Here is a 19,328-nt window from a genome sequence, read left to right as displayed (position 1 = left end):
CGAAGGGAACACAAAGCAGCACCGTAGGTGGTAATTAATCTTTTTCGATTTTACGCTCGACAGCTTTGAGGCGTTTATTCATCTCGTCGATATTCATTACCAATGCAGCCGTCTTACGCCAAACTTTATTCGGTTGTAACGGGATACCGGAGGAGTATACCCCAGGTTCAGTGATTGGTCGCATTACCATTCCCATTCCCGTCACTACGGCCTGATCACAGATTTCCATGTGACCATTGATAACACTGGCTCCGCCGATCTGGCAGTAGCGTCCAATTTTCAGACTACCGGCCATAATAACACCGCCAGCGACCGCCGTATTGTCTCCAATCACGACGTTGTGTGCAATCTGACATTGGTTATCAATGATGACGCCATTGCTAATGATAGTGTCATCCAGTGCGCCACGGTCAATAGTGGTACAGGCACCGATTTCAACACGGTCACCGATAATGACAGTACCTAACTGTGGGATTTTAACCCAATTACCACGATCATTGGCATAACCAAAACCATCAGCGCCGATCACAGTACCTGACTGAATCAAGCACTGCTCGCCGATTTCAACGCGGTGATAAATAGAAACATTGGCCCACAACCGTGTGCCAGCGCCTATTTTTGCCTCTTTACCGATAAAACAGCCTGCACCGATGACAACATTGTCACCCAATACAACGCCTGATTCGATGACTGCATTTGCGCCAACCGAGACATTCTTACCTAATGTTGCACTGTCTGAAATCACCGCACTCGCCGCGATATCCACTGCCGGTGCTGGCGTGGTATCCAGCAATTGCGCCATCCGCGCATACGTCAGGTAAGGGTTTTTAACCACTAATGCCGCTGTAGGGCAAAATGGCAGATCCGCTTCGGTCAACACTACGGCGCCTGCATTGCAGGAAGCCAACTGTTCACGGTAACGGCTGTTTGATAAAAACGTGATTTGCTCAGAGTGTGCGGAATGCATTGAAGCAACGCCGGTGATGGCAATTTCGCCATCACCGTGCAATTGTGCATCCAACTGCTGTGCGAGATCAGCCAGTCGAATTGAAGACATGTTTATTTAACCTGTTTCAGCACATCAGCAGTAATGTCTTTGCTATTGTCAGCATATGCAATGGCATTAGCATCGATAACAACGTCATAACCTTCTTTACTTGCTACAGTTTTCACAGCGTCCTGAATACGGCTCAGGATTTTGTTGCGCTCTTCGCCCTGACGACGACGGTTGTCCTGGTCGAATTGCTGCGCTTTTGCAGAGAATGCTTCACGCTGAGCCATTACGTCTTTTTCAAGTTTAGAACGGTCGCTGGCTTTCATTGTAGAGCCATCGCGTTGCAGACGTTGCATTTTGGTTTGCAGATCACGTTCCTGAGATTGCAAATCTGTCGCACGGCTTTTGAACTCGTTTTCCAGCTGTTTTGCTACAGCTTCACGAGCAGGCATTTGTTGGAAAATACTTGCTACGTTAACGATAGCAATTTTATCAGCAGCCTGAACGCTAGCTGAAGAAGCCATAACTAAACCGAGGCCTGCGGCATATAACCACTTTTTCACTATAAACTCCTTCCATCACCCGTTGTGCCATATGGCACATTAAATTACACAAAACACCTGACATGAAAACAATACACGGGCCGAAACCCGTGTATGAGATTTATCATCAGGCCATTGCGATTCTGCTGGACAACTTCTGCCCGGACAGAACGTTACCAGGTTTTACCAATGTTAAACTGGAACTGTTCTGCCTTATCGCCTTCATATTTCTTGACCGGTTGTGCGTAGGAGAAGACCAATGGTCCAAGTGGAGACATCCACTGCAACGCAAGACCCGAAGAAACACGAATGTTACCTGGTTTACTGTAATCAGGAACGCCTGCCGCAATAGTCTGCGGGGTGTTTTCCCAACCTGTATCCCAAACAGTACCGCTGTCCACGAACAGGGAAGTACGCAATGAGTTAGCGTATTTCTCGCTAACAAATGGAGTCGGAACAATCAGTTCAGCACTCAATACTGCCATTGCGTTACCGCCAACTGCGTCGTTTGAGTTATCAATCGGACAGCCGCTGTAAGATGTGTTAGCCGTAGTACATTTGTAGTATGCCGCTTTTGGACCAATGGTGTTCGACTGGAAACCACGAACACTGCTTGAACCACCGGCATAGAAGTTGTCGTAGAACGGCACTTCTTTACCGCCAAGACCGTCTGCGTAACCTGCACGCGCACGGCCCATCAGCACCCAGTCACGATCCTGATTTAGCGGCATATAACTGGTTGAATCAAATGTAATTTTATAATATTCGTTATCAGAACCCGGAACGGTTACTTTACCGTTCAGACTGGCTTTCGTCCCAGATGTCGGGAAGTAGCCACGGTCGAGATTGTTATAACCCCAGCCGAGGTTGGCGAAGAAATCATTCGCACTAAAGTCAGCATCAGCATTGTCACTGGTGGTCACCGGCGGTTTCAGCCCAACAGAGTTCAGATAACGGAACATAGCGATCTGTGGTTCCATATTGGACAGATCGTTGTGTACGTAATCCAGACCCAGGCGCAATGAGTTATTTTCATTGATTGGGAAACCAAGATTACCGCCAATACCATAACTTCTGTTGGTATAGCTGGACAGGTCCGCATCATCAGCTTTGAAGTCGTTATAGAAGATACGACCACCCAGACTTACGCCATCAACGGTGAAGTAAGGGTCAGTGATAGTGAATTCTGCATATGTCTGGTAATCGTTTTTAGTACCGCTGATGCCAACAGAATTACCCGTACCCAGCCAGTTATCCTGCTGGACACCCACCTGGAAGCTGACACCACTCTCAGTACCGTAACCCACACCAAAGTTGAAGCTACCGGTGTTACGTTCTTTCACTTTGTAGACAACATCAACCTGATCAGGCGAACCTGGAACACGCTGCGTATCAACATCAACCGTTTCGAAATAACCCAGACGGTTCAGACGCTCTTTACCTTTATCGACCAGATCGTTGCCCAACCAGGCACCTTCCATCTGACGCATTTCACGGCGCAGTACGCTGTCCTTACTGGTGTCATTACCTTCAAAACGGATATGACGTACATAGAAACGGTTCCCCGCATCAACGTTGATATGCAGTTTGACGGTCTTGTCTGCATCATTAATTTCTGGCTGTGTAGTCACACGCGGATAGGCATAGCCATAACGACCCAGCATCTGCTTGATGTCGTTTTCCATTTTGGTGACTTTGGCGCCGTTATACAGCTCGCCTTTATCAATTTTAGTCAGGCTTTGAACTTCTGCTGAGTGACCCGCCATGCTGCCAGTCACTTCAACGCCAGAAAGTTTGTATTGCTCACCTTCTGTGATGTTCAGCGTAATGTAGATGCCTTTTTTGTCCGGCGTCAGACTGACCTGAGTCGAATCAATGTTGAAACGGGCATAACCGCGATCCAGATAGAAACTACGCAGGGTTTCAAGGTCACCCGCGAGTTTTTGTTTCTGATATTTACGGTCACCGACCACGTTCCACCATGGCACTTCATCACGCAGCTGGAAGCGTGAAATCAGATCATCGGTCGTAAAGGCATGGTTACCAACAATGTTGATCTGCTGAATTTTGGCAGAAACACCTTCGGTGAAGACCAGCTTCAGATCAACACGGTTACGTGGCAAAGGGGTCACAACCGCTTTTACCGATGCACTGTATTTACCGACGCTGTAATAGAAGTCTTCGAGACCTTTCTCGATGCTGCCGATGGTTGTACGGTCAAGGGCTTCGCCAACACGGACGCCAGAGGCCTCCAGGTTTTGCTTCAGCATGTCATCTTTCACCGATTTGTTACCGGAGAAAGTAATGCTGGCAATAGTTGGACGTTCTTTGACCTGAACAATCAGAGAATTTCCATCGCGCAGGACACGAACATCCTCGAAGTTGCCAGTGGCAAACAATGCACGAATGGTATTACTGATATCATCGTCAGTCACCGTATCACCGACGCGAACCGGCATATTGAGTAACGCCGCACCGACGGCAACTCGCTGCAGGCCTTCGAAATGAATATCTTTCACTACGAAACCGTCTGCACCGTATACGGTGGCGCTGCCAAACAGCAGCGACGCTATGAGCAACTTTTTGATCGCCATCGTTGTTATGCGTTCTTCCTAACCTAATCTCCGGCCTTAAAGACGGGAGAAATCATTGAAAAGTGCAAGCCCCATCAACAACACCAGCAAAACTGAACCAATGCGGTAACTGAAGTCCTGAACTCGCTCGGAAACTGGCCCACCTTTAAGCTTTTCTATTGCGAGAAACAGCAGGTGTCCACCATCTAATACCGGTAATGGGAAGAGGTTGATGATCCCCAGATTGACACTAATGAGTGCCAAAAACGTGAGGTAAGACACCAAACCATATTCAGCTGACATTCCTGCGCCCTGTGCGATGGATATTGGGCCACTCAGATTGTTCAGCTTCACATCTCCGGTAATTAACTTACCCAGCATGCTCACTGTGAGTTTCATCAGTTGCCAGGTTTTATCCCCGGCCTCATAAAACGCCACAAACGGGCCATACTGACGGATTGTTTTATATTCATCAGGCAGCGGTATCACTTTCGGTACCACACCAGCAAAACCCTGTATCTTGCCTTTACCTGCGGACTTCGTGTCCGGCGTCAGTGTTAACGCGACGGGATTCCCCGCCCGCTCAACTTCCAGTGCAATTGGTTTACCCGGATTGTCACGTACCTGTATGACAAACGACTGCCAGCTTTCCAGAATCTGACCATCGACTTTAACGATCCTGTCCCCGGCTTGCAAACCCGCCTTTTGCGCGGCTGAATCTGGCTGCACCTCCTGCAGAACAGATTCTATCTGCGGCCCTCTGGGAATCATCCCCAGAGACACCACCGGATCCTGCTTTTCAGGATCAAACTGCCATTGACGCAAATCCAGAGTTTTCTCAACGACCTGGGACGAGCCAAATTGCGCCACATCAACCGTCGTTTGATCATCACCAATTTCGCCGACTAACGCCATACGAACTGAATCCCAATCAGGCGTTTCGATACCCGCAACAGATTTTAGTTCCATTCCGGGTGAAATATTGGATTGTGCGGCAATTGAATTTGCAGTGACATTTGCCACGACAGGACGCACGCTCGGCACGCCGATGACGAAGATCAGCCAGTAAGCAAAAACAGCAAAAATGAAATTGGCGATCGGCCCGGCGCTGATGATAGCAGCGCGCTGCCAGATTTTTTTGTTATTGAAAGATTGGTGGCGGAATTCAGGCGCTACAGCCTCGACGCGCTCGTCGAGCATCTTAACGTAGCCTCCGAGAGGAATGATGGCCAGAACATACTCTGTTCCCTGACGGTCAGTCCGGCGCCATAGCGCGCGTCCAAAACCGACAGAAAAACGTTCGACACGCACACCACAACGACGAGCAACCCAGAAATGGCCGAACTCGTGCACGGTGATAAGCACCCCCAATGCGACGATAAAGGCGGCCAGGCTCCAGAGTATGTTCATCATATGTCTAACTATTCCTTAGGAAACTTCACCGTCACAGACGGATTAATACACTAACAGCATCAGACAGGCGAATACAGGCACCGCAGCCGTCAGGCTGTCGATACGATCCAGTATTCCGCCGTGACCAGGGATCATATGACCACTGTCTTTGATCCCTGCCTCGCGTTTAAACATACTTTCCGTCAGGTCGCCCAGCACAGAAGCCAGCGCGGCAACAACGGAACAAATCAATAAGGTCGACGGTACCACATCAAGTGGTGCATAGCGGCCAAATAGCCAGGCTATGAGGGCTGAAGTCAGAAGACCGCCAGCAAACCCTTCCCAGGTTTTCCCCGGGGATACTTTAGGCGCCAGTTTATGCTTACCAAATAATTTACCAAACAGGTAAGCGCCGGAGTCTGCCCCCCAGACCAGTAGCATCACATATAACAACCACCATGCGCCAGTATGATGATTTTCTGCATAACCGTATTGGCGCAGTGCGACCATACCCCAGAAAAACGGCACAATAGTCAGTATGCCAAAGACTAAGCGCAGCACACGGGAATGGCGCCAGAAGGCTGCCGAAGCAGGATATCCAACCACCAGCACCAATGCCAGACACCACCACGCAAGCGCAGCCCATAATGAGCCTCCGACTTGCAACAGATGCACGCTTTGCTGGTAAGCAGGTATGCTCAGCATCATCGCTGCCAGCAGGAAACCACATAATATAGCCAGCCAGATGCGCTGATTACGGCTTGCAAAACCGGCCAGTTGCCCCCACTCCCACGCTGCCAGCATGCACACAACTAACGTCACGATGGCAAAACCGACAGGCGGTAATAAAAAGAGTGCTGCAATAACAATCGGTATTAAAATCAGAGCTGTGATAATGCGATACTTCAGCAAATGTTCTCCCTAGGACGCATTGGCGCCGATAGGTGTAGTCCCCCCGAAGCGGCGCTCGCGTTGTGCAAAAGCAGTCAGCGCACCTTCAAAGGTATTTTCATCAAAATCAGGCCAGAGGACATCGGTAAAGTAGAGCTCCGCGTAGGCAATTTGCCACAGCAAAAAGTTACTGATCCTATGTTCCCCACCGGTTCTGATCACCAAATCGACGGGTGCCAGTTCGCTCATACAGACCGCTGAATTCAGCAATTCTTCTGTAATCTGTTCTGCCCGCAGCGTGCCGGCTTCAACCTGACCCGCCAGAGTCTTAACGCCTTGAATAATATCCCATCGGCCACCGTAATTCGCGGCAATGTTCAGGGTAAGACCGTCGTTATTTTGAGTCATTGTTTCTGAACGACGAATGCGTTCCTGCAGACGAGCACTAAAGCGACTGACGTCGCCAATGACCCGAAGCCTGACATTATGTTTATGCAAGCTTTTGACTTCACTGTCTAATGCACGGACGAACAACTCCATCAATGCAGAGACTTCCTGGGCCGGACGATTCCAGTTTTCACTACTAAAGGCATAAAGCGTGAGTGCATCAAGGTGATGACTGGCAGCAAAACTTACCGCTTTGCGCACCGACTTCACTCCCGCTTTATGACCGAATACCCTCATTTTACCCTGACGTTTTGCCCAGCGTCCGTTACCGTCCATGATAATGGCAACATGGCGAGGTTGAGAGCAATACATATCAGACATCTGTTGATTTTCGAGGGACATAACGCGTACTCATTTCCTTTTATCAGAACACAGCGGCTTTCTGGCTGGCATAACATTCTTCTGGCTGACGACGCCACAACAGTTAGCTGGCGGCACACCTTTCTGTCGCTGGTGCGACTACACGCGCAAAAAAGCCGTGTCCCCCTTGCAGGCACGGCTTACACTGACAGATCACCGATTCCACCTTTAACACTCAGGCCCTGAAAAGCCAAATCTACTGTCAGTGTGGCGCAGACTATACCATTTCAATGTGATGCTAACAAACTGCTGCATAAGTACAAAAACAGCCTTATAGCGCAAATGTATGAAGTTTCTCACGTGCACTGGCTCTCGCCTGCGCGTCGATCTCCAACACTTCCTCAACAGAATCAGGTTCAGCGCTCACTAACTGCTCCATCACCTGACGATTCAGGCCAGCAATGTCAGTAAAACGAATCTCACCATTGAGGAACGCGGCCACCGAAATTTCATTCGCGGCATTCAGTGCCGTCGTCGCTGCCTGCCCGGTGTTGCTGGCTTCGATAGCCAATTGCAAACAAGGATAACGTGCGTAATCCGGTGCACTGAAAGTCATCGCACCCATTTTACAAAAATCCAACGCTTCGACGTCAGTTCTGACTCTGTGCGGATATGCCATGGCATGCGCAATTGGGGTACGCATATCCGGCGAGCCAAGTTGAGCCAGCACGCTGCCATCGCAATAACGCACCATGGAATGGATCACGGATTGCGGATGGATAATCACTTCCATCTCAGCAGCAGAGGCATTAAACAACCAGCGGGCTTCAATATACTCCAGCCCTTTATTCATCATGGTTGCCGAGTCGACGGAAATTTTACGCCCCATCGACCAGTTGGGATGCGCGCAAGCCTGATCAGGAGTGACATCGCGAAATTTATCCAACGGCAGTTCGCGGAACGGGCCACCGGATCCGGTTAAAATAATGCGGGAGATCCCGTGGCTTTCGAGGGAAGCATATCCCAGCTGTTTTTGAATGGATTCAGGCAAACTCTGGAAAATAGCGTTATGTTCACTGTCGATAGGCAATAGCTGAGACTGACTATGGCGGACAGCGTCCATAAAAATGCGCCCGCAGGTCACCAGCGATTCTTTGTTAGCCAGAAGTACCTGTTTACCTGCGCGGACAGCAGCAAGTGTCGGTAACAAGCCCGCAGCCCCCACGATAGCCGACATCACCTGATCCACATCATCAAGAGCGGCCAGTTCAGTCGCCGCATCGGGTCCGGAAAGCACCTCGGTACGGCTTCCCTGTTCAGCCAGAATGGCTCTCAGCGCACGGGCAGAAGATTCATCCGCCATCGAAGCATAGGCAGGGTGAAACTCAAGACACTGCTGCGCCATAACGTCAACATTGCGCCCTGCAACCAGTGCTTTAACGGAGAAATCGTCAGGGTTAGACCGGACAACGGAAAGCGTGCTGGTGCCGACAGACCCTGTCGAACCAAGAATAGTCATTTGTTTCATGAAAATGCCCGGGATAGCGCTCGTAAATTCGGAAAGTGCACAGTCTGAAACCTCTTATCTGGCTTGTCCATGAGATTGTTCGAACAGGTAAAAAATTTAAAGCCCGATAAAAGACAAAGCGCCGCAATTGCGGCGCTTTGGAAGAAATTCAAGCCGGATTAGAACTCCATTAACTCGGCTTCTTTCTCGCTCAGAGCAACGTCGATTTTCTTGATGAAAATATCAGTCAGTTTCTGAATATCGTCCTGGGAACGGCGATCTTCGTCTTCGCTGATTTCTTTATCTTTCAACAGTGCTTTGGTTTTATCGTTCGCATCGCGGCGGACGTTACGGACAGAGACACGGCCCTGCTCTGCTTCGCCACGCACCACTTTGATCAAGTCTTTACGACGTTCTTCGGTCAGCGCTGGCAATGGAACACGAATTGTCGCGCCTGCAGAAGACGGGTTCAGACCCAAATCAGAGGTCATGATCGCTTTTTCAACAGCAGCGCTGATAGAGCGGTCAAAAACAGAGATTGCCAGAGTACGGGAATCTTCCACCGTCACCTGTGCCAGCTGACGCAGAGGCGTTGCTGAACCGTAGTATTCCACCATGATGCCATCCAGGATGCCCGGAGATGCACGGCCGGTACGGATTTTGCTGATATGCGTTTTGAATGATTCAACGCATTTTTCCATGCGAATTTCAGCGTCTTTTTTGATTTCGTTAATCACGTTGTGAACCTTTGAAAGCTGATTACCTGGCAGACCATAACATCAGTATAGTCCGTGAATACTCATGCCAGCAGAGGCTGGCTGAACGTAATGTTCAATTGTGAAGGATCACTCCGCTTTAGAAATCAGCGTTCCTTCATTTTCACCCATCACCACGCGACGCAGTGCACCAGGCTTATTCATGTTGAAAACGCGAATTGGCAGATTGTGATCGCGGGCCAGCGTGAAGGCCGCCAGATCCATCACTTTCAATTCCTGTTCCAACACTTCCTGATAGGTCAGTGTTTCGTAGAGTGTCGCTTCCGGATTTTTCACCGGGTCGGCAGAATATACGCCGTCAACTTTGGTCGCTTTTAATACCACATCAGCTTCGATTTCGATCCCGCGCAGACACGCTGCTGAGTCAGTGGTAAAGAAAGGATTGCCGGTACCGGCGGAGAAAATCACCACACGGTTATGACGCAGCAAGCTGATGGCTTCTGCCCAGCTGTAATTATCACAAACACCGTTCAAAGGGATTGCAGACATCAGGCGTGCGTTAACATAGGCGCGGTGTAATGCATCACGCATTGCCAGGCCATTCATGACAGTCGCCAGCATACCCATATGGTCGCCTACAACACGATTCATGCCCGCCTGTGCCAGACCCGCGCCACGGAACAAGTTACCGCCGCCGATCACAACACCTACCTGAATGCCGAGTTCGACCAGCTCTTTTACTTCCTGAGCCATGCGATCTAATACACTCGCGTCGATACCAAAACCTTCACTACCCTGCAGGGCTTCGCCACTGAGTTTGAGCAGGATACGTTGATAAACGGGTTTCGCATTGGTAGCCATGGTGTCTGTCCTAGAAGCAATGTGTCTTAATGGATAGTCAGTCTTTACATCATAGCGCTGTCTGAATGACATTCACGCACAATGTAATAGGAATTTGGGGCTGGATAAAACGGAACCGCCCTTTCGCAGCGGTTCCATTTTAGGGTGTATCAGATACTGATTAAGACTGTTTAGTCATTGCTGCAACTTCAGCAGCAAAGTCAGTCTCAACTTTCTCGATACCTTCGCCCACTTCGAAGCGGATGAAGTTAGTCACGTCTGCGCTATGTTCTTTCAGAACCTGGCCCACAGTTTTGCTTGGGTCGATAACGAAAGGCTGACCAGTCAGAGAAACTTCGCCGGTGAATTTCTTCATGCGGCCTTCAACCATTTTCTCTGCAATCTCTTTTGGCTTGCCAGACTGCATCGCGATGTCCAGCTGAACCTGGTACTCTTTTTCTACCACTTCGGCAGACACATCTTCAGGCTTAACGAATTCTGGTTTGCTTGCTGCAACGTGCATAGCAATTTGCTTAACCAGTTCTTCATCAGCGCCTTTAGCAGCAATCAGAACGCCGATACGAGCGCCGTGCAGGTAGCTGCCCAACACGTCGCCTTCAAGGATTTGAACGCGGCGAATGTTGATGTTCTCACCGATTTTAGCAACCAGCTGAATACGTTCTTCTTCGAACTGAGCTTTCAGGACTTCAACATCAGTCACTTTGCCTGCAACAGCAGCGTCCAGTACTTTGTCAGCGAAAGCCTGGAAACCAGCATCTTTAGCCACGAAGTCAGTCTGGCAGTTAACTTCCAGAATCACGCCGAAGTTACCTTCGATTTTGGTTTTGATCACGCCGTCAGCAGCTACGTTGCCTGCTTTTTTCGCCGCTTTGATCGCGCCAGATTTACGCATGTTTTCAATTGCCAGCTCGATGTCGCCGTTAGCTTCAACCAGAGCTTTCTTACAATCCATCATGCCAGCGCCAGTACGTTCGCGCAGTTCTTTTACCAGGGCAGCGGTAATATCAGCCATTGTATTTTCCTCGATTATCTCAGTGCAAAAAGGGTTTTTGCGGTGAGATATTTCTCGCATTTAAGATAAGCAAAGGGGGCCAATAAAGGCCCCCTAACCAACATATTTCAATACCTGGTTAATAAGGGCTCTGCTGAGCTTGCCTTATTATTCAGCTTCTACGAAGCTTTCTTCTGCCTGAACAGCCAGATCTTGCGAACGGCCTTCACGAACAGTGGCAGCAACAGCGCTCAGGTACAGATTTACTGCACGGATTGCGTCATCGTTACCTGGGATAACAAAGTCAACGCCATCCGGATCGGAGTTGGTATCAACAATGGAGAATACCGGGATACCCAGGTTGTTAGCTTCTTTGATTGCAATGTGTTCGTGATCAGCATCGATAACGAACAGAGCATCAGGAAGACCACCCATATCCTTGATACCACCCAGGCTGTTTTCCAGCTTAGCCAGTTCACGAGTACGCATCAGCGCCTCTTTCTTGGTCAGCTTCTCGAAGGTGCCGTCCTGAGACTGAATTTCCAGATCTTTCAAACGTTTGATGGACTGACGAACTGTTTTCCAGTTAGTCAGCATGCCGCCCAACCAGCGATGGTTCACGAAGAACTGGTCGCAGTTGTGTGCAGCTTCTTTTACCGCTTCGCTTGCTGCGCGTTTAGTACCAACGAACAGGATCTTACCTTTACGGGAGGAGATCTTCTGCAACTCAGCCAGAGCTTCGTTGAACATTGGAACAGTTTTCTCAAGGTTGATGATGTGAACCTTGTTACGAGCGCCGAAGATGAATGGCTTCATTTTCGGGTTCCAGTAACGGGTTTGGTGACCGAAGTGAACACCGGCCTTGAGCATGTCGCGCATGGAAACAGTTGCCATGATAAAACCTCTATTAAGTAGTTGGGGTTATGCCTCCACGTATCCCATACAACCGACCCTGCAGAACGAATTCCCAAGGCACCCCGGCGTATGTGTCGATACGTGTGTGTTATTACTTACGTTAATAAGTACACAATGAGTGATTTTGGCTTTAATCCCTCAGAGTCGCAAGACCCAGAGCGGATTGCCGGCGCGCTTTATACCATAAATAACGGCCCGGCAGCAACTTTTGTTCACCGGATTGCTTCCCGGGAAATGATAGTTTGGCAGCAAATATCAGGGCTGTTACCATAAGCCACAGCTAATTATTGACGACATCGGTGTAGAAATAAAGCACACCTGATGCACAGAACCCGCAGGACAACACATGGCTATTTCAATCAAAACCCCTGAAGACATCGAAAAAATGCGCGTTGCTGGCCGTCTGGCCGCGGAAGTGCTGGAAATCATTGAGCCTTTCGTTAAACCGGGCGTCAGCACCGGCGAGCTGGATCGCATTTGCGCCGATCACATCGTGAACAAGCAACAGGCGGTTTCTGCCTGCCTGGATTACCACGGCTTCCCGAAATCTGTCTGTATTTCCGTTAACGAAGTGGTGTGCCACGGTATTCCGAGCGAAGACAAAATTTTGAAAGATGGCGACATCGTCAACATTGATGTCACGGTCATTAAGGATGGTTTCCATGGTGACACCTCCAAAATGTTCATCGCGGGTAAACCGACGATTCTGGGTGAGCGTCTTTGCCGTATCACGCAGGAAAGCCTGTATATCGCACTGCGCCTGATCAAGCCAGGTATCCGCCTGCGCACGTTGGGTAAAGAGATCCAGAAGTTCGTTGAAGCCGAGAAATTCTCTGTGGTACGCGAATATTGCGGTCACGGCATCGGTGAGGTTTTCCACGAGGAGCCTCAGGTACTGCATTACGATGCGGATGACGGCGGTGTTGTGCTTCAGGCGGGTATGGCGTTTACCGTTGAACCGATGGTCAACGCAGGCGATTACCGTATCCGCACCATGAAAGACGGCTGGACAGTAAAAACTAAAGATCGCAGCTTGTCGGCTCAGTACGAGCATACTATTGTGGTGACAGATAACGGTTGTGAAATTATGACGCTGCGTAAGGATGACACCATTCCGGCTATCCTCACGCACGACTAAACAGTCACCCGCTCTGCGGAGAGGGTATAAATCTGTGAATCAAGCCGGCGAAAGCCGGTTTTTTTTATCTTTCACGTTTATTGGTCTCTCACGTGTAGGGCTGCGCACCCATGATTGAAAACTTCCCGGCTGAAAAGAGCGTACTACTGCAAACCACGCAGGATCTCGCCCGTACTTTTCCGCTACAACCGGCCTCCCCTTCTGTCTATCCGGACGACGATTTAAACCGTCAGAGCCTGAAACAGCATATGGAACAGTTTCAGGCATGGCTGGCGGATGCCTTCAATGCCGGGCAACAGGCTGAAGAACTGGTAGACGCACGGACGCATTACATCGATCAGCTGTTACAGCGTTTGTGGACCTTCTACGGCTTCGACAATATTCCGGAAACCGCGATGGTGGCCGTAGGCGGCTACGGGCGCGGCGAATTGCATCCTTTATCGGATATCGATGTTCTGGTGCTCAGCCAGAAACGGCTTAACGATGAACAGGCATTGCGCATCGGTGAACTGATTACCTTGCTGTGGGACGTTAAGCTGGAAGTCGGACACAGCGTGCGTACGCTGGAAGAATGTCTGCTGGAAGGATTGGCTGATTTAACCGTAGCCACCAACCTGATCGAATCCCGCCTGATCTGCGGCGATGTCGCGCTGTTTCTCAGTATGCAGAAACACATTTTCAGCGACGGATTCTGGCCTTCGCCAAACTTCTTCCGCGCCAAAATTGATGAACAAAATGAACGCCATCTGCGTTATCACGGCACCAGTTATAACCTTGAGCCAGATATCAAAAGCAGCCCTGGCGGCCTGCGCGACATTCACACCATTTTATGGGTAGCCCGTCGTCATTTTGGCGCCACATCGTTGGACGAAATGGTGGCCTTTGGTTTTCTGACCAAAGCCGAGCGCAACGAACTGCTGGAATGTCAGAGTTTCCTGTGGCGAATCCGTTTTGCCCTGCATTTGCTGCTGCCCCGCTACGACAACCGTCTGCTGTTCGACCGCCAGCAAAGTGTGGCGCAATTGCTGCAATATCAGGGCGAAGGCAATCAGCCCGTCGAACGCATGATGAAAGATTTCTACCGCATGACCCGCCGGGTCGGCGAGCTGAATCAGATGTTATTGCAGTTGTTCGATGAAGCGATTCTGGCCATCGGCCCGAATGAAAAACCACGGCCGCTCGATGAAGATTTCCAACTGCGTGGCGATCTGATTGATCTGCGGGACAGCACGCTCTTTGACCGCCGTCCGGAAACTATCATCAGCATGTTCCACCTGATGGTGCGCCATCGCGAAATCAAAGGGATTTACTCCACCACCGTCCGCCTGCTGCGCCATGCCCGTCGACATCTCAAAGAGCCGCTATGCATGATCCCGCAGGCGCGCGAAATGTTTATGTCGATCCTGCGCCATCCGGGCGCCGTGTCACGCGCGCTGGTGCCTATGCACCGCCACAGCGTGCTGTGGGCATATATGCCGCAATGGGGGCAGATCGTCGGGCAGATGCAATTCGACTTGTTCCACGCGTACACAGTCGATGAACATACCATTCGCGTGCTGCAAAAACTTGAAAGCTTTGCTCACGAAGAAACCCGGCCGAAACATCCACTCTGTGTGGAGCTGTATCCGCGGCTGCCACAGCCTGAACTGTTGCTGATGGCCGCCCTGTTCCACGATATTGCCAAAGGCCGCGGTGGTGATCACTCGATTCTCGGCGCGCAGGATGTGCTGGAATTTGCCGAACTGCACGGGCTGAATTCCCGTGAAACCCAGTTGGTCTCGTGGCTGGTTCGCTGTCACTTGCTGATGTCAGTGACGGCACAGCGCCGCGATATTCAGGATCCTAATGAAATCCAGCAGTTCGCCGCAGAAATGCAGACCGAAGTTCGCCTGCGCTATCTGGTCAGCCTGACCGTGGCGGATATCTGTGCCACCAATGAAACCCTGTGGAACAGCTGGAAACAAAGCCTGATACGCGAACTGTATTTTGCCACCGAAAAGCAATTGCGCCGCGGCATGCAAAATACGCCGGATCTTCGCGAGCGCGTGCGTCATCACCGCCTTCAGGCGCTGGCATTGCTGCGTATGGATAATATTGATGAAGAAGCGCTGCACCGTATCTGGAGCCGCTGCCGGGCAGATTATTTCCTGCGCCATTCACCCAATCAACTGGCATGGCACGCAAGACACCTGCTGGAACATGGCTCCACCAAACCGCTGGTGCTGGTCAGCCGTCAGGCAACGCGCGGCGGGACCGAGATATTTATCTGGAGCCCTGACCGACCGTATCTGTTTGCCACCGTCGCCGGTGAGCTGGACAGGCGTAACCTGAGCATTCATGACGCGCAGATTTTCACCAATCGCGACGGCATGGCGATGGATACTTTCATTGTACTGGAACCGGACGGCAGCCCGCTGGCGCAAGACCGGCATGAAGCCATTCGTTACGCGCTGGAACAGTCGATGACGCAGGCTTATCAGCCGCCGCGTGCGCGACGTCCTTCGCCGAAACTGCGTCATTTCAGCGTGCAGACCGAAGTCAGTTTCCTGCCGACGCATACCGACCGCCGGACGTATATGGAACTGGTGTCGCTGGATCAACCCGGTCTGCTGGCACGCGTCGGGGAAGTCTTCTCTGATCTCGGCCTGTCGCTGCACGGTGCGCGCATCTCGACCATCGGCGAACGCGTAGAGGACTTATTTATTCTGGCAAATGGCGAGCGTCGTGCGCTGGATAAGCAAACTCGCCAGGAAATCACACGCCGGTTAACTGAGGCACTCAACCCTGGCGATAAAATGTGATACAAGTACCACTATCTTTTAAAACCAATTCAGGAAAGAGAACAGGATGCAGCAACTACAAACCGTTATTGAACAAGCCTTCGAGCGCCGTGCAGACATTACTCCGGCTAACGTTGACAGCGTAACGCGCGACGCTATCACTGAAGTTATCAGCAAAATCGACAGCGGCGAATTGCGCGTTGCTGAGAAGATTGATGGCGAATGGGTGACGCATCAGTGGCTGAAGAAAGCGGTACTGCTCTCGTTCAGAATCAATGACAACCAGGTGATGGAAGGCGGTGAAAGCCGTTACTTCGATAAAGTGCCCATGAAATTCGCTGACTACGATGAAGCGCGTTTCCAGCGTGAAGGTTTCCGCGTGGTGCCACCTGCTGCCGTGCGTAAAGGCGCATTCATTGCACGCAACACCGTGCTGATGCCTTCTTATGTCAACATCGGCGCTTACGTTGATGAAGGCACCATGGTTGATACCTGGGCGACTGTCGGTTCTTGTGCGCAGATCGGTAAAAACGTTCATCTGTCCGGTGGCGTAGGTATCGGCGGCGTTCTGGAGCCACTTCAGGCGAACCCGACTATCATCGAAGACAATTGCTTCATCGGCGCGCGTTCAGAAATCGTTGAAGGCGTGATCGTGGAAGAAGGCTCGGTGATTTCCATGGGTGTTTACATCGGCCAGAGCACCAAAATCTATGACCGTGAAACTGGTGAAGTGCATTACGGCCGCGTACCAGCGGGCTCCGTAGTGGTTTCCGGCAACCTGCCTTCTAAAGACGGTAAATACAGCCTGTACTGCGCTGTCATCGTCAAGAAAGTAGATGCGAAAACTCTGGGCAAAACCGGCCTGAATGAGTTATTGCGCACAATCGACTAAACTTAAAAATAGCGGGTATTGTTTTAAAAAATAACCCGCTATTTTTTTATCTTCTAAACGGCAAACTGTGCAATTAATCAATGATTAAAGCCGCCGTTCAGTTCATCATGACACTCTGATTTTCTCCTAAACGAAGGTGGCGCTATGTATGACAATCTGAAAAGCCTGGGCATTAATAATCCCGACGATATTGATCGTTACAGCCTGCGTCAGGAGGCCAATAACGATATTCTGAAGATCTATTTCCGCAGAGATAAAGGCGAGTTTTTTGCTAAAAGCGTGAAGTTTAAATACCCGCGCCAGCGTAAAACCATCGTTGCCGATAATGCCGGTCAGGGTTATAAAGAAATTCATGAGATCAGCCCAAATCTGCGCTATGTGATTGATGAGCTGGATCAAATCTGTCAGCGTGATCAGGTAGAAGTGGATCTGAAACGTAAAATTCTGGATGACTTACGCCATCTTGAATCTGTCGTGGCGAATAAAATTTCTGAGATTGAATCTGATCTGGAAAAACTCACCAACGGCCGCTGATAAATTCCGGTCAGAAGATGTGAATACAAAAAAGGTCAGGCGTTTGCCTGACCTTTTTATTTCTTGCGCGCAGAACGGCAAAGGGTGTGACGTTATTTAAGCAACTGTCCCCATTTTTCCACCCACGGAATCGCAACGGTTTCCGGTTCGGCAGTTTCCATGGCGTCAATTTCCAGCATTTCGCCAATGCGCGATGCGCCTTGTTCCTGCAATAAATCATCCAGCTTATGGCCGCCGCCACAGAAATGATCGTAGCTGATATCACCCAGCGCAATCATGCCGTAACGCAACTCCGGCTGATAGCCCACGGTGTCACGGATGGCGACATACAAAGGCGCTATGCTGTCCGGCAAATCCCCCTGACCGGTAGTCGACGTCACAATCAGCACAAAGTGATGACGGTAATATTGCCAGGCTTCAAGCGTGCCTTCTTCAAACAGTTTCACGTCATGACCCTGGCCTTTCAGCACGGTTTCCGCTTCCTCTGCCACCAGTAACGCATTGCCGTATACCGTACCGACAAAAATTCCGACTTCTGCCATGGGTTTCACTCCTGTGTGATGCCAATATTTCAATCAAAGGGACTAAATTTGTGCACTATCCTGACGGCAAGTTTCTGCAAACTCAACCCTTTCAAGCTCAGGGATTTTTCCCTGCCAGCCAAACTGTGTCACCACATTTTGCCAGCGATGATCCCAGCGCGCCTGAATCGACAACGGCTCACCCGTAACCGGATGAGGCAATTGCATATGACTGGCGTGCAGCATCAGCCCGGAACAGCCGAAATGCTGCGTCATACCCCGGTTTTGCTTTAAATCACCGTGCGCACTGTCTCCGATTATCGGGTGACGCAGATGCGACATATGCCTGCGCAGCTGATGTTTACGACCGGTTTCTGGTTTCAGTTCAACCAGGCTATAACGCGCCGTATCATAACGACCAACAGCCACGGGCATCTCGACCTGAGCCACCACGCGATAATGCGTGACCGCAGGCTGTGGCGCTTTATCCGGACTGGCAAACTTATCGGCGATTTTATCAAGCTCTTCCGTCAGCGCGTAATCGAGGGTACCGTCTTGCGGCACATACCCGCGAACCACGGCATGATACACCTTGCTCATCTGGTTATTTTCAAACTGCTGCGACAGCAAACGCGCCACGTCACTGGACAGTGCCAGCAGCAAAACACCGGATGTCGGCTTATCCAGCCGGTGAACCGTAAACACATGCTGACCAATCTGATCACGCAATGTTTGCATCACAAACACCGTTTCATGGCGGTCCAGCCAGCTGCGATGAACCAGCATACCCGCAGGTTTATTTACTGCGATCAGATGTTCGTCCTGATACAAAATTTCCAGCATGTCAGTCTTCTATGTTCAGCAAATCGTCGAGGCGTTGCAGCTGAGTCAGCAAACGGAGTGCTTCAGGCATCGCCACTTCAAAATAGGGGGTGATAGCAAAACGGGTTGGCATTGGTGCCTGGGCCTCCAGCAACGCGTACATACGGGGAACCAGCACCCATTGGAGCCATTGTTCAGCAGACAGGGTATCCACTGAAAACGGCTCTTTGCTTTCAAAGGCTTCCGCTTCCGGCGGCGTGGCGTGCCACAATTTTTCATCACGCATGACCTGCTCGATATCTTCTAAAATCTGGCGAACCTGGTTTTCTATATTCATCAATGACTCTCTTCGTTCATGGCCCCGGGCAGCCTCCGCCGGGGGGGCGCAAAGCATAACATTGAAGGACTGATGCCCCAACTTTCTGCATCCTATCCAATTTATCTATCCAACCATAAGTTTTTCGTGGTAGCGATAAACGCCCGTTACGGGCAAACTACCGCCACTTTTTTCT

The 19,328-nt window shown here is 50.5% G+C and carries 18 protein-coding genes; 4 read left to right on the top strand and 14 right to left on the bottom strand.

The genetic code is table 11. The features are described from left to right. Positions 1 to 34 precede the first annotated feature (34 nt). From lpxD to rpsB, 11 genes are all read right to left on the bottom strand, one after another. Positions 35 to 1,057, bottom strand: coding sequence for a UDP-3-O-(3-hydroxymyristoyl)glucosamine N-acyltransferase (gene lpxD / locus ABIC79_RS22350; RefSeq protein WP_013574203.1), 1,023 nt, complete (start codon positions 1,055 to 1,057; stop codon positions 35 to 37). Between the two features lie 2 nt (positions 1,058 to 1,059). Then, positions 1,060 to 1,557 carry a molecular chaperone Skp gene (skp, locus tag ABIC79_RS22345; RefSeq protein ID WP_013574202.1) on the bottom strand — a complete coding sequence of 166 codons (498 nt, stop codon included), beginning with the start codon at positions 1,555 to 1,557 and terminating at the stop codon, positions 1,060 to 1,062. Positions 1,558 to 1,709: 152 nt separating this feature from the next. Beyond that, positions 1,710 to 4,130, bottom strand: a complete 2,421-nt coding sequence (gene bamA / locus ABIC79_RS22340; protein WP_013574201.1) for an outer membrane protein assembly factor BamA — start codon at positions 4,128 to 4,130, stop codon at positions 1,710 to 1,712. 36 nt (positions 4,131 to 4,166) lie between these two features. Beyond that, positions 4,167 to 5,522 carry a sigma E protease regulator RseP gene (gene rseP / locus ABIC79_RS22335; protein WP_013574200.1) on the bottom strand — a complete coding sequence of 452 codons (1,356 nt, stop codon included), beginning with the start codon at positions 5,520 to 5,522 and terminating at the stop codon, positions 4,167 to 4,169. Positions 5,523 to 5,564: 42 nt separating this feature from the next. Beyond that, positions 5,565 to 6,413: a phosphatidate cytidylyltransferase gene (gene cdsA / locus ABIC79_RS22330; RefSeq protein ID WP_013574199.1), complete on the bottom strand. Its 849-nt coding sequence runs from the start codon at positions 6,411 to 6,413 to the stop codon at positions 5,565 to 5,567. Positions 6,414 to 6,422: 9 nt separating this feature from the next. Beyond that, positions 6,423 to 7,181, bottom strand: a complete 759-nt coding sequence (gene ispU / locus ABIC79_RS22325) for a (2E,6E)-farnesyl-diphosphate-specific ditrans,polycis-undecaprenyl-diphosphate synthase (RefSeq protein ID WP_013574198.1) — start codon at positions 7,179 to 7,181, stop codon at positions 6,423 to 6,425. A gap of 289 nt (positions 7,182 to 7,470) precedes the next feature. After that, positions 7,471 to 8,667 (bottom strand): 1-deoxy-D-xylulose-5-phosphate reductoisomerase, encoded by a 1,197-nt coding sequence (gene ispC / locus ABIC79_RS22320; RefSeq protein ID WP_112152492.1) that lies wholly within the window; start codon positions 8,665 to 8,667, stop codon positions 7,471 to 7,473. Positions 8,668 to 8,825: 158 nt separating this feature from the next. Beyond that, the gene (gene frr, locus ABIC79_RS22315; RefSeq protein WP_013574196.1) at positions 8,826 to 9,383 is read right to left on the bottom strand and encodes a ribosome recycling factor; all 558 of its coding nucleotides are present in this window, start codon (positions 9,381 to 9,383) and stop codon (positions 8,826 to 8,828) included. Between the two features lie 108 nt (positions 9,384 to 9,491). Next, on the bottom strand, positions 9,492 to 10,223 hold the full coding sequence (pyrH, locus tag ABIC79_RS22310; RefSeq protein WP_013574195.1) for a UMP kinase: 732 nt from the start codon (positions 10,221 to 10,223) through the stop codon (positions 9,492 to 9,494). 160 nt (positions 10,224 to 10,383) lie between these two features. Next, positions 10,384 to 11,235, bottom strand: a complete 852-nt coding sequence (tsf, locus tag ABIC79_RS22305) for a translation elongation factor Ts (protein WP_013574194.1) — start codon at positions 11,233 to 11,235, stop codon at positions 10,384 to 10,386. 147 nt (positions 11,236 to 11,382) lie between these two features. Then, entirely contained in the window at positions 11,383 to 12,108 is a 726-nt protein-coding gene (gene rpsB, locus ABIC79_RS22300) for a 30S ribosomal protein S2 (protein ID WP_013574193.1), read from the bottom strand. 367 nt (positions 12,109 to 12,475) lie between these two features. On the opposite strand from rpsB, the gene map reads away from it, so the two are divergent. The 4 genes from map (at position 12,476) to ABIC79_RS22280 (ending at position 17,473) form a co-directional block, all read left to right on the top strand. Then, positions 12,476 to 13,267: a type I methionyl aminopeptidase gene (gene map, locus ABIC79_RS22295; protein WP_112152493.1), complete on the top strand. Its 792-nt coding sequence runs from the start codon at positions 12,476 to 12,478 to the stop codon at positions 13,265 to 13,267. Between the two features lie 110 nt (positions 13,268 to 13,377). After that, complete coding sequence (glnD, locus tag ABIC79_RS22290) at positions 13,378 to 16,068, top strand: bifunctional uridylyltransferase/uridylyl-removing protein GlnD (RefSeq protein ID WP_241916712.1); 2,691 nt, start codon at positions 13,378 to 13,380, stop codon at positions 16,066 to 16,068. A gap of 46 nt (positions 16,069 to 16,114) precedes the next feature. Continuing rightward, a complete protein-coding gene (gene dapD, locus ABIC79_RS22285) occupies positions 16,115 to 16,939 on the top strand; it encodes a 2,3,4,5-tetrahydropyridine-2,6-dicarboxylate N-succinyltransferase (protein ID WP_013574190.1) in 825 nt (274 codons plus the stop codon). 144 nt (positions 16,940 to 17,083) lie between these two features. Further along, positions 17,084 to 17,473, top strand: a complete 390-nt coding sequence (locus ABIC79_RS22280) for a DUF3461 family protein (RefSeq protein ID WP_013574189.1) — start codon at positions 17,084 to 17,086, stop codon at positions 17,471 to 17,473. 92 nt (positions 17,474 to 17,565) lie between these two features. Here ABIC79_RS22280 and ABIC79_RS22275 read toward each other — a convergent pair whose 3' ends face one another. Genes ABIC79_RS22275 through ABIC79_RS22265 form a run of 3 tightly spaced genes read right to left on the bottom strand, consistent with a single transcriptional unit; the run spans position 17,566 to position 19,153 of the window. Then, positions 17,566 to 18,015 (bottom strand): flavodoxin, encoded by a 450-nt coding sequence (locus tag ABIC79_RS22275; protein ID WP_013574188.1) that lies wholly within the window; start codon positions 18,013 to 18,015, stop codon positions 17,566 to 17,568. A 42-nt stretch (positions 18,016 to 18,057) separates the two neighbouring features. After that, positions 18,058 to 18,837: a tRNA pseudouridine(65) synthase TruC gene (gene truC / locus ABIC79_RS22270; protein WP_013574187.1), complete on the bottom strand. Its 780-nt coding sequence runs from the start codon at positions 18,835 to 18,837 to the stop codon at positions 18,058 to 18,060. A 1-nt stretch (position 18,838) separates the two neighbouring features. Next, positions 18,839 to 19,153 (bottom strand): YqcC family protein, encoded by a 315-nt coding sequence (locus tag ABIC79_RS22265; protein WP_013574186.1) that lies wholly within the window; start codon positions 19,151 to 19,153, stop codon positions 18,839 to 18,841. Between the last annotated feature and the right edge of the window lie 175 nt (positions 19,154 to 19,328).

The sequence above is a fragment of the Rahnella sp. 2050 genome, assembly GCF_040544515.1.
Taxonomy (GTDB): domain Bacteria; phylum Pseudomonadota; class Gammaproteobacteria; order Enterobacterales; family Enterobacteriaceae; genus Rahnella; species Rahnella aceris.
This window is presented reverse-complemented; position numbering and strand designations above follow the sequence as displayed.

Coding starts and splice junctions, on each gene's coding strand:
- map (WP_112152493.1), top strand. CDS start 12,476: ATGGCTATTTCAATCAAAACCCCTGAAGACATCGAAAAAATGCGCGTT.
- ABIC79_RS22265 (WP_013574186.1), bottom strand. CDS start 19,153: ATGAATATAGAAAACCAGGTTCGCCAGATTTTAGAAGATATCGAGCAG.
- rseP (WP_013574200.1), bottom strand. CDS start 5,522: ATGATGAACATACTCTGGAGCCTGGCCGCCTTTATCGTCGCATTGGGG.
- ABIC79_RS22280 (WP_013574189.1), top strand. CDS start 17,084: ATGTATGACAATCTGAAAAGCCTGGGCATTAATAATCCCGACGATATT.
- ispC (WP_112152492.1), bottom strand. CDS start 8,667: ATGAAACAAATGACTATTCTTGGTTCGACAGGGTCTGTCGGCACCAGC.
- tsf (WP_013574194.1), bottom strand. CDS start 11,235: ATGGCTGATATTACCGCTGCCCTGGTAAAAGAACTGCGCGAACGTACT.
- truC (WP_013574187.1), bottom strand. CDS start 18,837: ATGCTGGAAATTTTGTATCAGGACGAACATCTGATCGCAGTAAATAAA.
- dapD (WP_013574190.1), top strand. CDS start 16,115: ATGCAGCAACTACAAACCGTTATTGAACAAGCCTTCGAGCGCCGTGCA.
- pyrH (WP_013574195.1), bottom strand. CDS start 10,223: ATGGCTACCAATGCGAAACCCGTTTATCAACGTATCCTGCTCAAACTC.
- lpxD (WP_013574203.1), bottom strand. CDS start 1,057: ATGTCTTCAATTCGACTGGCTGATCTCGCACAGCAGTTGGATGCACAA.
- glnD (WP_241916712.1), top strand. CDS start 13,378: ATGATTGAAAACTTCCCGGCTGAAAAGAGCGTACTACTGCAAACCACG.
- ABIC79_RS22275 (WP_013574188.1), bottom strand. CDS start 18,015: ATGGCAGAAGTCGGAATTTTTGTCGGTACGGTATACGGCAATGCGTTA.
- bamA (WP_013574201.1), bottom strand. CDS start 4,130: ATGGCGATCAAAAAGTTGCTCATAGCGTCGCTGCTGTTTGGCAGCGCC.
- ispU (WP_013574198.1), bottom strand. CDS start 7,181: ATGTCCCTCGAAAATCAACAGATGTCTGATATGTATTGCTCTCAACCT.
- rpsB (WP_013574193.1), bottom strand. CDS start 12,108: ATGGCAACTGTTTCCATGCGCGACATGCTCAAGGCCGGTGTTCACTTC.